The organism is Pseudomonas sp. O230, assembly GCF_045447035.1.
Taxonomy (GTDB): domain Bacteria; phylum Pseudomonadota; class Gammaproteobacteria; order Pseudomonadales; family Pseudomonadaceae; genus Aquipseudomonas.
In genome coordinates this window covers 158,059-170,989 of record NZ_JBJGXN010000011.1, presented here as the reverse complement: position 1 = coordinate 170,989, position 12,931 = coordinate 158,059, and the positions used below count along the sequence as shown (strand labels likewise).

The 12,931-nt window shown below is 59.9% G+C and carries 12 protein-coding genes; 9 read left to right on the top strand and 3 right to left on the bottom strand.

Going from position 1 to position 12,931, the window contains the following annotated elements; genetic code table 11:
• The first annotated feature begins 11 nt into the window (after nucleotides 1-11).
• Both hemL and ACI77H_RS24150 read left to right on the top strand, forming a co-directional pair.
• The gene (gene hemL, locus ACI77H_RS24155; RefSeq protein ID WP_407014162.1) at nucleotides 12-1,295 is read left to right on the top strand and encodes a glutamate-1-semialdehyde 2,1-aminomutase; all 1,284 of its coding nucleotides are present in this window, start codon (nucleotides 12-14) and stop codon (nucleotides 1,293-1,295) included.
• 225 nt (nucleotides 1,296-1,520) lie between these two features.
• Nucleotides 1,521-2,075 carry a tetratricopeptide repeat protein gene (locus ACI77H_RS24150; RefSeq protein WP_084319725.1) on the top strand — a complete coding sequence of 185 codons (555 nt, stop codon included), beginning with the start codon at nucleotides 1,521-1,523 and terminating at the stop codon, nucleotides 2,073-2,075.
• 137 nt (nucleotides 2,076-2,212) lie between these two features.
• On the opposite strand, the gene ACI77H_RS24145 is transcribed toward ACI77H_RS24150, so the two are convergent.
• A complete protein-coding gene (locus ACI77H_RS24145) occupies nucleotides 2,213-2,542 on the bottom strand; it encodes a DUF1820 family protein (RefSeq protein ID WP_007894425.1) in 330 nt (109 codons plus the stop codon).
• A gap of 135 nt (nucleotides 2,543-2,677) precedes the next feature.
• On the opposite strand from ACI77H_RS24145, the gene miaB reads away from it, so the two are divergent.
• The 5 genes from miaB to lnt all read left to right on the top strand — a co-directional run bounded on the left by miaB (nucleotide 2,678) and on the right by lnt (nucleotide 8,088).
• Nucleotides 2,678-4,006, top strand: a complete 1,329-nt coding sequence (miaB, locus tag ACI77H_RS24140) for a tRNA (N6-isopentenyl adenosine(37)-C2)-methylthiotransferase MiaB (protein WP_407014161.1) — start codon at nucleotides 2,678-2,680, stop codon at nucleotides 4,004-4,006.
• A 206-nt stretch (nucleotides 4,007-4,212) separates the two neighbouring features.
• Nucleotides 4,213-5,217, top strand: coding sequence for a PhoH family protein (locus ACI77H_RS24135; protein WP_407014160.1), 1,005 nt, complete (start codon nucleotides 4,213-4,215; stop codon nucleotides 5,215-5,217).
• Nucleotides 5,210-5,704: an rRNA maturation RNase YbeY gene (gene ybeY / locus ACI77H_RS24130; RefSeq protein WP_407014159.1), complete on the top strand. Its 495-nt coding sequence runs from the start codon at nucleotides 5,210-5,212 to the stop codon at nucleotides 5,702-5,704. The genes ACI77H_RS24135 and ybeY overlap by 8 nt, the downstream gene beginning before the upstream one ends.
• A gap of 5 nt (nucleotides 5,705-5,709) precedes the next feature.
• A complete protein-coding gene (locus ACI77H_RS24125) occupies nucleotides 5,710-6,549 on the top strand; it encodes an HlyC/CorC family transporter (RefSeq protein ID WP_017340984.1) in 840 nt (279 codons plus the stop codon).
• 15 nt (nucleotides 6,550-6,564) lie between these two features.
• Complete coding sequence (gene lnt / locus ACI77H_RS24120) at nucleotides 6,565-8,088, top strand: apolipoprotein N-acyltransferase (protein ID WP_407014158.1); 1,524 nt, start codon at nucleotides 6,565-6,567, stop codon at nucleotides 8,086-8,088.
• Between the two features lie 48 nt (nucleotides 8,089-8,136).
• Here the strand turns inward: lnt and ACI77H_RS24115 are convergent, their stop codons facing one another.
• Nucleotides 8,137-8,898, bottom strand: coding sequence for a YdcF family protein (locus tag ACI77H_RS24115; protein ID WP_407014157.1), 762 nt, complete (start codon nucleotides 8,896-8,898; stop codon nucleotides 8,137-8,139).
• 108 nt (nucleotides 8,899-9,006) lie between these two features.
• Nucleotides 9,007-9,327 (bottom strand): hypothetical protein, encoded by a 321-nt coding sequence (locus ACI77H_RS24110; RefSeq protein WP_407014156.1) that lies wholly within the window; start codon nucleotides 9,325-9,327, stop codon nucleotides 9,007-9,009.
• A 280-nt stretch (nucleotides 9,328-9,607) separates the two neighbouring features.
• Between ACI77H_RS24110 and leuS the strand changes: the two genes are divergently transcribed.
• On the top strand, nucleotides 9,608-12,214 hold the full coding sequence (gene leuS, locus ACI77H_RS24105) for a leucine--tRNA ligase (RefSeq protein ID WP_407014155.1): 2,607 nt from the start codon (nucleotides 9,608-9,610) through the stop codon (nucleotides 12,212-12,214).
• 87 nt (nucleotides 12,215-12,301) lie between these two features.
• Complete coding sequence (gene lptE / locus ACI77H_RS24100; protein WP_407014154.1) at nucleotides 12,302-12,907, top strand: LPS assembly lipoprotein LptE; 606 nt, start codon at nucleotides 12,302-12,304, stop codon at nucleotides 12,905-12,907.
• The last annotated feature ends 24 nt before the right edge of the window (nucleotides 12,908-12,931 follow it).

Genomic DNA, 12,931 nt, shown 5'->3' with positions numbered 1-12,931 from the left:
AGAGTCCGATCATGTCTCGCTCCGAAACGCTGTTTGCCAATGCCCAGAAACACATTCCCGGTGGCGTGAACTCGCCTGTTCGTGCGTTCAAGAGCGTTGGCGGCACGCCACTGTTTTTCAAACACGCTGAAGGCGCCTACGTCACCGACGAAGACGACAAGCGTTATGTGGATTACGTCGGTTCCTGGGGGCCGATGATCCTCGGCCACAGCCACCCGGACGTGCTGGACGCGGTGCGTAAACAGCTGGTGCACGGCCTGTCCTACGGCGCCCCGACCGCGATGGAAACCGAGATGGCCGACCTGGTCTGCTCGATCGTGCCGTCGATGGAAATGGTGCGCATGGTCAGCTCCGGTACCGAAGCGACCATGAGCGCGATTCGCCTGGCCCGCGGTTTCACCGGTCGCGACAGCATCATCAAGTTTGAAGGCTGCTACCACGGTCACTCCGACAGCCTGCTGGTCAAAGCCGGTTCCGGCGCCTTGACCCAAGGCGTGCCGAGCTCGGCCGGTGTACCGGCGGCCTTCGCCAAACACACCCTGACCTTGCCGTTCAATGACATCGACGCCGTAGAAACCATGCTTGCCGAAGTCGGCCAGGACGTGGCTTGCATCATCGTCGAGCCGGTGGCCGGCAACATGAACTGCGTACCGCCGGCGCCGGGTTTCCTCGAAGGCCTGCGAACCCTGTGCGACAAGCACGGCGTGGTGCTGATTTTCGACGAAGTGATGACCGGTTTCCGCGTCGCCCTCGGCGGTGCTCAAGCGCACTACGGCGTGACGCCCGACCTGACCACGTTCGGCAAGATCATCGGTGGCGGCATGCCGGTTGGCTGCTTCGGCGGCAAACGCGCAATCATGTCGCACATCGCGCCATTGGGCCCGGTGTACCAGGCGGGCACCTTGTCCGGTAATCCGCTGGCGATGGCGGCCGGTCTGACGACCTTGCGCCTGATCAGCCGCCCCGGCTTCCACGACGAACTGAGCGACTACACCAGCCGCCTGCTCGATGGCCTGCAACAGCGCGCGGATGCCGCCGGCATTCCCTTCGTGACCACACAAGCCGGTGGCATGTTCGGCTTGTACTTCAGCGGTGCCGACGACATCGTCACCTTCGATGACGTGATGGCCAGCGACGCTAAGCTGTTCGGCCGTTTCTTCCATCTGATGCTGGAAGGTGGCGTATACCTGGCACCAAGCGCATTCGAAGCCGGCTTCACCTCGATCGCTCATGGCGAAGCCGAGTTGAAACTGACACTGGATGCCGCCGAGCGCGCCTTCGCAGCATTGAAGTAACCCTGTGCCGCTGACGTTGGCGATTGCCAGCGTCAGCTTTTACCTACATTCCCGCCTCTTTTCCTACTCACCTGCCGATAATCCCCCGCAAAGTGGGCGATATATTCCCCGCGCAGCAGAAAAACGAGTAAAGACTTTGTAAGGTTGGCCCTGCTTATTTCATAATGCGCGCTTATTGGATCCCCTCGTTGGGTCCGCGCGCCCTTCAGAGGTAAGTCGATTCCCATGAACCGCACCGGCCGCGCCCTTGCATTGGGCTGCCTGTTGCTCCTTCAGCCCCTGCTCGCGCTCGCACAAGCAGGCGGCAACTCGTTGTTAATCCCAGCGATGGGTCGCTGCACCCTCAATACCCAGCCGCAGGACCTGGCACAGGCGCTCGCCGCCTGCCAGAAAGCGTCGGATGACGGGGATGCGCAAGCGCAATACGAGTTGGGTGAGTTCTACTACGACGGCAAAAACACCCCGCGCGATCTCAAAAAAGCCCTGGATTACTTCGAAAAGGCCTCGTTGCAAGGCCATGCCCAGGCGCAATTCAAACTCGGCACCATGTTCTTCCACGGCGAAGGCGTACCGGCCAATAACGTCCAGGCGTATATCGTGCTGAAAATGGCGGCGGTCAATGGCGCGGAAGAAGCGCTGGATACGGCGGATGAAGTTGCCGAGAAGATGCCGCGTGAAGAACTGGAAGTTGCGACTCAGGTGCTTGGGCAAATCTTCCGTAAATACCTGATGGAATTGCAGAGCGCCGATGGGCGTACGCCGTTTTCGCCACTTCCCTGATTTCTGCATTGTTCTGACTGACCCCATCGCTGGCAAGCCAGCTCATACAGTAGATCTTCTGCGCGCACATTATTTGTGAACGCCAGCGATCCTGTAGAGCTGGCTTGCCAGCGATGGGAGCGACTAGGTCTTGAGCCTTACTTCTCAGGCATCGGCATCGGAAACGGCATGACATTGCCGACCGCGCCACGAGCTTCGCTGATTTTCGGCGTGCCAAGACGCTCGACTTCGTCGATGCGCACGATCGAATGCATCGGCACAAAGCTGCGCACCACGCCTTCGAACTGAGCCTTGAGTTTCTCTTCGCTCGGGTCGACGACCACTTGCGTGCGCTCGCCAAAGACGAACTCTTCCACTTCCAGGAAGCCCCACAGATCGCTTTGATAGATCTGCTTGGCGTACATTTCGTACACCTGGCCCTGGTTGAGGAAAATCACCTTGTAGATTGGAGCTTCACGTTTGGTCATGGTGGGCGAGCAACACATCGGGGGATAAAAATGAGGGCGCGAACTATAGCATAGCCACCGGACGCACAGCGGTAGGAACCTTGGGACATGTTCCCTATAATGCGCGGTTCTTTGAATCACGTGATGACAGTATCCATGGCCAAGAAGCTTTACATCGAAACCCACGGTTGCCAGATGAACGAGTACGACAGCTCGCGCATGGTTGATCTGCTGGGTGAACATCAGGCCCTGGAAGTCACCGCCCGCGCTGAAGACGCCGACGTGATCCTGCTCAATACCTGTTCGATTCGCGAACGCGCCCAGGACCGGGTGTATTCCCAACTCGGCCGCTGGCGCGAACTGAAACTGGCCAACCCTGACATGGTGATCGCCGTCGGCGGTTGCGTGGCCAGCCAGGAAGGCGCTGCCATCCGTGACCGCGCCCCGTACGTGGACGTGGTGTTCGGCCCGCAGACCTTGCATCGCCTGCCGGAAATGATCGACGCCGCGCGCGCCACCAAGTTGCCGCAAGTCGACGTCTCGTTCCCGGAAATCGAAAAATTCGACCACCTGCCAGAGCCGCGCATCGATGGCCCGAGCGCTTATGTGTCGGTGATGGAAGGTTGCAGCAAGTACTGCACGTTCTGCGTGGTGCCCTACACCCGCGGTGAAGAAGTCAGCCGCCCGTTCGATGACGTGATTGCCGAGATCATCCACCTCGCCGAAAACGGCGTGCGCGAAGTGACGCTGCTGGGCCAGAACGTCAACGGTTATCGCGGCACTACTCACGATGGCCGCCTGGCGGACCTCGCCGAGTTGATCCGCGTGGTCGCCGCCGTCGATGGCATCGACCGCATCCGCTACACCACCTCGCACCCGCTGGAATTCTCCGACAGCCTGATCCAGGCCCACGCCGAAGTGCCGGAACTGGTGAAACACCTGCACCTGCCGGTGCAATCCGGTTCGGACCGCATTCTGTCGGCAATGAAGCGCAACCACACCGCGCTGGAATACAAATCCAAACTGCGCAAATTGCGCGCCGCGGTACCGGGGATTTGCATCAGTTCGGACTTTATCGTCGGCTTCCCCGGCGAGACAGAGAAAGACTTTGAACAAACCATGAAGCTGATCGAAGACGTCGGCTTCGACTTCTCCTACTCGTTCGTCTACAGCCAGCGCCCCGGCACGCCGGCGGCTGATCTGGCCGACGAAACGCCAGAAGGGCTGAAAAAAGAACGCCTGAACGCCCTGCAACATCGTCTGAACCAGCAAGGTTTCGAAATCAGCCGACAAATGGTCGGCTCGGTCCAGCGGATTCTGGTGACCGATTACTCGAAAAAAGACCCCGGCGAGCTGCAAGGCCGGACCGAGAATAACCGAATCGTCAACTTCCGCTGCGACAATCCAACCCTGATCGGCCAATTCGCCGACGTGCACATCGACGCCGCACAGCCGCACTCGCTGCGGGGTTCGCTGATCCAGTAATAACCGCATTCCCCCTGTGGGAGCGGGCTTGCTCGCGAAGGCGGCGTGTCAGATACATCAATGTTGACTGACGCGCCGCCTTCGCGAGCAAGCCCGCTCCCACAGGGACGGTGTTTGGCGCCTGATTATTTAAGAGCTTTCGCACCCAGGCCTCTGGCGTTATCCTTGATTTCATCTTAATTGCCCCAGGGCGGCTAAATACGACCTTGAACGCACCCATCGAACCACATCGTTTTATCCTCGAGCCCTTTGAGGCCCGTCGATTCGCCAACCTGTGCGGGATGTTCGACGAGCATCTGCGTCTGATCGAGCAACGCCTGACCATCGAGATCCGCAACCGCGGAAACCAGTTCGAATTGATCGGCGACCCTAAACACACCTCCTCCGCGGAAAACCTCCTGCGCCGTCTGTACCGGGAAACCAAGGGTACCGAGCTGTCGCCGGACATGGTTCACCTGTTCCTGCAGGAATCGGCCGTCGAAGAGCTGGACAACGTTTCGCCGTCCGAACCCTCCGTGGCCCTGCGCACCAAAAAAGGCATGATTCGCCCTCGCGGCTTGAATCAGCTGCGCTACGTGAAGGAAATCCTCGGTAACGACATCAACTTCGGCATCGGCCCAGCCGGTACCGGCAAGACTTATCTGGCCGTTGCCTGCGCGGTAGATGCGCTGGAGCGCGAGCAGATCCGCCGCATCCTGCTGGTCCGACCGGCGGTTGAAGCGGGCGAAAAACTCGGCTTCCTGCCCGGCGACCTGTCGCAAAAAATCGACCCGTACCTGCGCCCGCTCTACGACGCACTCTACGAGATGCTCGGCTTCGAATACGTGGCCAAGCTGATCGAACGCCAGGTGATCGAAGTTGCGCCACTGGCCTATATGCGCGGTCGCACGCTGAACAACAGCTTCATCATCCTCGACGAAAGCCAGAACACTACCGTCGAGCAGATGAAGATGTTCCTGACCCGGATCGGCTTTGGTTCCACGGCGGTCATCACCGGTGACATTACCCAGGTCGACCTGCCAAAAGGCACCAAGTCCGGACTGCACCACGTGATCGAAGTGCTAAAAGACGTGCCGGGCATCAGCTTCACCCATTTCGAGTCCAAGGACGTTGTGCGCCATCCGCTGGTGCAGCGCATCGTCGAAGCCTACGAGCGCTTCGAAAATCGTGTGACCGACGATATGCCGAAGGATAGCCGCCGCGATGCTTGAGCTTGATCTGCAACTGGCTACCGAAGCGTCTGCCCCCAGCGAGGCCGAGTTCCGCCAATGGTGTGAACTTGCATTGCGCCAGCGCACCGCCGACTCCGAGATGACCATTCGTCTGGTCGACGAAGCCGAGGGCCGCGAGCTGAACCACACCTGGCGCCAAAAGGATTACGCCACCAACGTGCTGTCGTTTCCTGCCGACGTGCCTGACGAGTTTCTCGACATCCCGCTGCTGGGCGATCTGGTGATCTGCGTGGCAGTGGTCGAGCGCGAAGCCGCCGAACAAGGCAAGGAACCCAAGGCCCACTGGGCACATCTGGTCATTCACGGCTGCTTGCATCTGTTGGGTTACGACCATATAGATGATGACGAAGCCGAAGAAATGGAAGCGCTGGAACGAACGTTGCTTGCTGAGTTGGGCTATCCCGATCCGTACGCGGACGACGAAATTGAACCATCACCTATCGTTACAACAAAGGATTCAGAGTAATCGCTATGAGCGAAGATCGATCGAGCAACGGGCAAAAGTCATGGCTGGGTAAGCTCACCCAGGCTTTTGCCCACGAGCCGAAGAACCGTCAGGAGCTGCTGGAGCTCCTGCGCGATGCACACCAGAACAAGTTGCTGGACAGCGAAGCGCTGGCCATCGTCGAAGGCGCCATCCAGGTTGCGGACCTGCAAGTACGGGACATCATGGTCCCGCGCTCGCAGATGATCAGCATCAAGGCGACCCAGACACCCCGCGAGTTTTTGCCCGCCGTGGTCGACTCGGCCCACTCCCGTTACCCGGTCATCGGCGAAAGCCACGATGACGTGATGGGCGTGTTGTTGGCCAAGGACTTGCTACCGTTGATCCTCAAAGAGAACGGCGACAGCTTCAATATCAAGGACCTGCTGCGCCCGGCCACCTTCGTGCCCGAGTCCAAGCGCCTGAATGTGCTGCTGCGCGAGTTCCGCGCCAACCACAACCACATGGCCATCGTCATCGATGAGTACGGCGGTGTGGCGGGTCTGGTGACCATCGAGGACGTGCTGGAACAGATTGTCGGCGACATCGAAGACGAGCACGACGTCGAGGAAGACAGTTACATCAAGCCGCTGCCCAGCGGCGACTTCCTGGTCAAGGCCCTGACGCCGATCGAGAACTTCAACGAGTTTTTCGACAGCGAATTCTCCAACGACGAGTTCGACACCGTGGGCGGTCTGGTGATGAGCGCGTTCGGGCACTTGCCAAAACGCAACGAAATCACTGAAATCGGCCCCTATCGCTTCCGCATCCTGAACGCCGACAGCCGTCGGATTCACTTGCTGCGCCTGACGCCTATTGCCCGGTAATACCTAAGGATTGAAATGCGCTGGATAAACCGCCCCGGCTGGCCCGGTAACCTGCTGGCCGTGGCGGCCGGTGCACTCACCACCCTGGCCTTGGCGCCGTTCGACATCTGGCCGCTGGCACTGCTGGCGGTCGGGTTCTTTTATGCCGGTTTGCGCGAACTGAATCCTCGTCAGGCCCTGGGCCGTGGCTGGTGTTTCGGTTTTGGCCTGTTTGGCGCCGGCACCAGTTGGATTTACTACAGCATCCACCACTTCGGCGGCGCTTCGGTGCTACTGGCCGGTTTCCTGATGCTGATCTTCACGGCGGCGATTGCCTGGTTCTTCGCCCTGCCCGCCTGGATCTGGGCGCGCTGGCTGCGTCGCAACGAAGCGCCGCTGGCCGATGCCTTGGCGTTTGCGGCGTTATGGGTCGGCCAGGAAGCGTTTCGTGGCTGGTTCCTGACCGGGTTCCCGTGGCTCTATTCCGGTTACAGCCAGCTCGACGGTCCGTTGGCCGGGCTCGCACCCGTGGGCGGGATGTGGCTGGTGTCCTTCACCCTGGCCTTGACCGCCGCGCTGATCTACAACGCTTCTCGCCTGATCAAGACGGGTCGCAAAGCCTTTATCGTGGCGGGTGCGCTGCTGTTGGTCGGCCCTTGGGTCGCCGGCATCGCGCTTAAAGGCCATGCCTGGACCAGCCCGTCTGGCCCGGCGCTGAGTGTCGCGGCGCTCCAAGGCAATATCGAACAAAGCATGAAGTGGGATCCGGCGCAGCTGAATGCGCAGCTGGCTCTGTACCGCGACATGAGCTTTAGCTCCAAGCGTGTCGACCTGCTGATCTGGCCGGAAACGGCGATCCCGGTGCTCAAGGAGTCCGCCGAGGGCTACCTGAGCATGATGGGGAATTTCGCCGCAGAGCGTAAAACCGCACTGATTACCGGCGTGCCCATCCGCCAGGAAGTGCGCCACGAAAAGCGTTACTTCAACGGCATCACCGTCGTAGGCGAAGGCGACGGCACTTACCTCAAGCAGAAGCTGGTCCCGTTCGGCGAATACGTACCATTGCAGGACGTGCTGCGCGGCCTGATCGCCTTCTTCGACCTGCCAATGTCAGACTTTGCCCGCGGCCCCGCCGATCAGGCGATGTTGCAAGCCAAGGGCTATCAGATTGCGCCGTTCATCTGCTACGAAGTGGTTTATCCGGAGTTCGCCGCCAGCCTTGCCGCGCGCAGCGATCTGTTGCTGACCATCAGCAACGACACCTGGTTCGGCACCTCCATCGGCCCGCTGCAACACTTGCAGATGGCGCAGATGCGCGCGCTTGAGGCCGGTCGCTGGATGATTCGCGCCACCAACAACGGCGTGACCGGGCTCATCAACCCGTTCGGTCAGATCACCACGCAGATCCCGCAGTTCGAACGCGGCATCCTGTACGGCGAAGTGGTACCGATGCATAACCTGACGCCTTACCTGCAATGGCGTTCGTGGCCACTGATCATCCTATGCGTGTTGTTGTTTGGCTGGGCGCTGGTCGCGAGCCGGATGGCGAAGACCGTTTAATCGCAGCGAGCATTTGTGGCGAGGGCGCTTGCTCCCTCGCCACATTGATTAGCGGTAAAACAACGAATACCCCACCTGCCCCACCGCCTCATTCAGCAACTGCCCGCTCTGCCAGATAGACTTGAATTCCGGCATCCAACCGCCCAGCGGTCGAGCGTTGTCGACGCCTAAAAACCCTACGGGCGCTGCCACCACCTCGAATCCTGCCTTCTGGAAGCTCCAGACCGAACGTGGCATGTGCCAGGCCTGAGTCACGACTACAACGCGCTTGATCCCTTGTGGCAGCAACACTTCGGCGCTTAACTGCGCATTTTCCCACGTCGTACGACTGCGCCCTTCCTGCCAACGCACGGTGACGCCGAAATCATCGAGTAACGAGTCCGCCATCAATTGGGCTTCTGTCGGTGGCGCGCCGTAATGCAGGCCGCCACTGGTCAGGATCGGCAAGCCTGATGCCTTGGCCAGTCTAGCGGCATAACGCTCTCGCTCCAGAGCGACACCGGTCGGCTGATCGGCGCCCCACGCCGGGTCGCCACGTTCACGCCCCGCCCCCAGCACTACGATTGCATCGGCGCGCTGCGCCAGGGCCGCCCATTCGTCGCGAGCCAGCGGTGGCATACGTTCAAGGGCTTCGGCGCTCCACTGCACCACCACCGGCAAACTCATCAACCAGAAACCGCCCGCGCCCAATACAAAGCACACGGCCGCAAGGCGCGGCCTAGAGCGGCGAAACCACCAGGCAAGCACCAGTAACAACAATAAAATGCCGGGCGGCAGCAGAAGTTGTTTAACGAAGTAACGAAAAGGCATCGAGCATCTCCTGAAGATGCCCGAAGCCTAAGTGGGTTGACGCAATGCGACAACTAATGCGGAAGGACTATGCTTCAAAAAAACCATACGTCATGGGTTCAAGTACCCTTACTTGAATTGCAGAGACCGGACCTTTACCGCGTCCCTGCCGGGTGCCTTGTCCTTGAGCCAGATGATCTTGGCCGAACGTGGTGCGTCGAGTTGCTTCACTGCTTCTGACAAGCATCCGTGTGTTTCACGTTCACTGCGATCCAGATACGCCTTGACCAGTGCAAACTCTGCGGGGCTCAGGCCACGCAATTCCAGCTCCAGGGGACGCTCATCGCGCAGCCGGTCAGCGGTTTTTGCCGAATCCAGGGCGATTCCCAGACGATCGATCAGTCTTTCGTACAGCTCCGGTTTTGTAACTTTTTGCTGTGACTCAACCATCCCTCACCTCATTGAAGATAAGACTCGCTCCCCATTTAGAGCTTAGCTTCCATGAACAAACCGGCTGAACGCCGCGACCAACGGCCCTCGCAGGGCAAATCGGGCAACGCGCGCGCGTAATCAGGGTTTCCCTCGGTAGAGCGCGGTCATGTATGCTACGGCGCTTCCTGTAACTCCACTTCCAGCTCGTCTGGGCACCGAAACGCCAAGTTTGGCGTGATCACCGTCCAGCGTTGCATTGAAGAGGATTAGGCCACCCCTATTCAGTTCAAAAGTAGCCATGCACGAACAATATCAGCCCCGTGAAATCGAAGCCGCCGCCCAGTCGTTCTGGGACGAGCAAAAGTCCTTTGAAGTCAGTGAACAGCCAGGCAAGGAGACTTTCTATTGCCTGTCGATGTTCCCTTACCCCAGCGGCAAGCTACACATGGGGCACGTGCGCAACTACACCATCGGCGACGTGATTTCCCGCTATCAGCGCATGCAAGGCAAGAACGTCCTGCAACCCATGGGTTGGGACGCCTTCGGCATGCCGGCGGAAAACGCCGCGATGAAGAACAACGTAGCGCCCGCCAAGTGGACCTACGAAAACATCGCCTACATGAAAACCCAGCTGCGCAGCCTGGGCCTGGCGGTGGACTGGTCGCGTGAAGTGACCACCTGCAAGCCGGATTACTACCGCTGGGAACAATGGCTGTTCACTCGCCTGTTCGAAAAAGGCGTGATCTACAAAAAAAGCGGCACCGTGAACTGGGACCCGGTCGACCAAACCGTTCTGGCCAACGAGCAAGTGATCGACGGTCGCGGCTGGCGTTCCGGCGCGCTGATCGAAAAGCGCGAAATCCCGATGTACTACTTCAAGATCACCGCCTATGCGGATGAGCTGCTGTCGAGCCTCGACGACCTGCCGGGCTGGCCTGAACAGGTCAAGACCATGCAGCGCAACTGGATCGGCAAGTCCCGCGGGATGGAAGTGCAGTTCCCGTACAACGTCGATTCCATCGGCGAAGCCGGCGCGCTGAAAGTTTTCACCACCCGTCCGGACACCCTGATGGGCACGACTTACGTTGCCGTAGCCGCTGAACACCCCTTGGCCACGCTGGCCGCGCAGAACAACCCTGAGCTGCAAGCGTTCATCGCTGAATGCAAGGGCGGCAGCGTCGCTGAAGCCGATGTCGCCACTCAAGAGAAAAAAGGCCTGCCGACCTCGTTGTTCGTCGAGCACCCGCTGACCGGTGAAAAACTCCCGGTGTGGGTCGCCAACTACGTGCTGATGCACTACGGCGATGGCGCGGTCATGGCGGTCCCGGCGCACGACGAGCGTGATTTCGAATTCGCCCACAAATACAACCTGCCGATCAAATCGGTGGTGCGTACCAGCTCCGGCGACACCAACCCGGCGCCGTGGCAGGACGCTTACGGCGAACACGGTATGCTGATCAACTCCGGCGAGTTCGACGGCCTCGACTTCGCCGGCGCTTTCGATGCCATCGAAGTCGCGCTGATCAAGAAAGAACTCGGTGCCTCGCGCACTCAGTTCCGCCTGCGCGACTGGGGCATCAGCCGTCAGCGCTACTGGGGCTGCCCGATCCCGATCATCCACTGCGACACCTGCGGTGATGTGCCGGTCCCGGAAGATCAACTACCCGTCGTGCTGCCGGAAGACGTGGTACCGGATGGCGCTGGTTCGCCGCTGGCGCGCATGCCTGAGTTTTACGAGTGCAGCTGCCCGAAATGCGGCCAGCCTGCCAAGCGTGAAACCGACACCATGGACACCTTCGTCGAGTCCTCGTGGTACTACGCCCGCTACGCCTCGCCGCACTATGAAGGCGGTTTGGTGGAAAAATCCGCGGCCGACCATTGGTTGCCGGTGGATCAGTACATCGGCGGTATCGAACACGCGATTCTGCACCTGCTGTACGCGCGCTTCTTCCACAAGCTGATGCGCGACGAAGGCCTGGTGAGCTCCAACGAGCCGTTCAAGAACCTGCTGACCCAAGGCATGGTGATCGCCGAGACTTACTATCGTCGCGAAGCCAACGGTGCTTACACCTGGTTCAACCCGGCGGACGTAGAACTCGAACGCGACAGCAAGGCCAAGGTTATCAGCGCCAAGCTGATCGCAGACGGCCTGCCGGTGGAAATCGGCGGCACCGAGAAGATGGCCAAGTCAAAGAACAATGGCGTCGACCCTCAGTCGATGATTGACCAGTTCGGCGCAGACACCTGCCGCCTGTTCATGATGTTCGCCTCGCCACCCGACATGAGTGCGGAATGGTCCGACTCCGGAGTCGAAGGTTCGCACCGCTTCCTCAAGCGCGTCTGGCGCCTGGCTCAAGCGCACATCACTCAGGGCCTGCCGGGCAAACTGGACGTCGCCGGCCTGAACGACGAGCAGAAAGCCATTCGCCGTTCGATTCACCTGGCTATCAAGCAGGCGAGCCACGACGTCGGCCAGAACCACAAATTCAACACCGCCATCGCCCAGGTGATGACGCTGATGAACGTCCTGGAAAAAGCCGCGCAAGGCACCGAACAGGATCGCGCACTGGTTCATGAAAGCCTGGAAGCCGTGACGTTGCTGCTGGCTCCGATCACCCCGCACATCAGCCACGAGCTGTGGAATCAACTGGGCCACGCAGACCCGGTGATCGACGCCGGCTGGCCGGTGGTGGACGAAACCGCGCTGGTACAGGACAGCCTGCAACTGGTGATTCAAGTGAACGGTAAACTGCGTGGGCACATCGAAATGCCCGCCAGCGCCAGCCGCGAAGACGTCGAAGCCGCCGCACGGGCCAACGAAAACGTGCTGCGCTTTGTCGATGGCCTGACTATTCGTAAAGTGATCGTAGTGCCCGGGAAACTGGTCAATATCGTCGCCAGCTAATTGGATCAGGCGCCAGGTGAGCCTGGCGCCGAGTAAAACCTTTCGGGCCGCATGGTCGGCCCACATGGTTTCAAGGGGAGCAACAAGATGATCAAACGCAATTTGCTGGTGATGGGCCTCGCGGTCCTGTTGAGCGCCTGCGGTTTCCAGCTGCGCGGCACCGGCACCTATGAAATGGCGATCAAGGAAATTGACCTGAGCGCACGCAACTCCTACGGCGAAACCGTGCAACTGATGCGCCAGGTGCTGGAAAACAGCGGCGTCAAGGTTTACAGCGGCGCACCTTACAAACTGGTGCTGGCCGATGAAAAAGAAACCCAGCGCATTCTCAGCTACGCAGGCGCCGGCCGTACTGGCGAGTATGAGCTGACGACCGTGCTCAGCTACGACATCAATGGCCAGGGCAACCTGCCGCTGTTGAGCGACAAGATTGAAATGCAGCGCGTCTTCATTCACGACGGCAACAACCTGGTGGGTTCCGATCAGGAAGCCGCCGATGCCCGCAAGGACACGCGTCGTGAAATGGTTCAACGCATGATGATCCGCCTGCAACAGCTGACGCCAACTCAGTTGGATCAGTTGCAACAGACCGCCGAAGCCAAGGCCAAGGCTGAAGCCGCGGCACTGGAAGCAGCGCAAAAGGCTGAAGCGGAAACGCCGCGCCAGTCGCCTGTCGAAATCCCGCAGCAATAAGACTTACGGGGCGCTCAGGCGCCC

Coding starts and splice junctions, on each gene's coding strand:
- hemL (WP_407014162.1), top strand. CDS start 12: ATGTCTCGCTCCGAAACGCTGTTTGCCAATGCCCAGAAACACATTCCC.
- ACI77H_RS24150 (WP_084319725.1), top strand. CDS start 1,521: ATGAACCGCACCGGCCGCGCCCTTGCATTGGGCTGCCTGTTGCTCCTT.
- ACI77H_RS24145 (WP_007894425.1), bottom strand. CDS start 2,542: ATGACCAAACGTGAAGCTCCAATCTACAAGGTGATTTTCCTCAACCAG.
- miaB (WP_407014161.1), top strand. CDS start 2,678: ATGGCCAAGAAGCTTTACATCGAAACCCACGGTTGCCAGATGAACGAG.
- ybeY (WP_407014159.1), top strand. CDS start 5,210: ATGCTTGAGCTTGATCTGCAACTGGCTACCGAAGCGTCTGCCCCCAGC.
- ACI77H_RS24125 (WP_017340984.1), top strand. CDS start 5,710: ATGAGCGAAGATCGATCGAGCAACGGGCAAAAGTCATGGCTGGGTAAG.
- lnt (WP_407014158.1), top strand. CDS start 6,565: ATGCGCTGGATAAACCGCCCCGGCTGGCCCGGTAACCTGCTGGCCGTG.
- ACI77H_RS24115 (WP_407014157.1), bottom strand. CDS start 8,898: ATGCCTTTTCGTTACTTCGTTAAACAACTTCTGCTGCCGCCCGGCATT.
- ACI77H_RS24110 (WP_407014156.1), bottom strand. CDS start 9,327: ATGGTTGAGTCACAGCAAAAAGTTACAAAACCGGAGCTGTACGAAAGA.
- leuS (WP_407014155.1), top strand. CDS start 9,608: ATGCACGAACAATATCAGCCCCGTGAAATCGAAGCCGCCGCCCAGTCG.
- lptE (WP_407014154.1), top strand. CDS start 12,302: ATGATCAAACGCAATTTGCTGGTGATGGGCCTCGCGGTCCTGTTGAGC.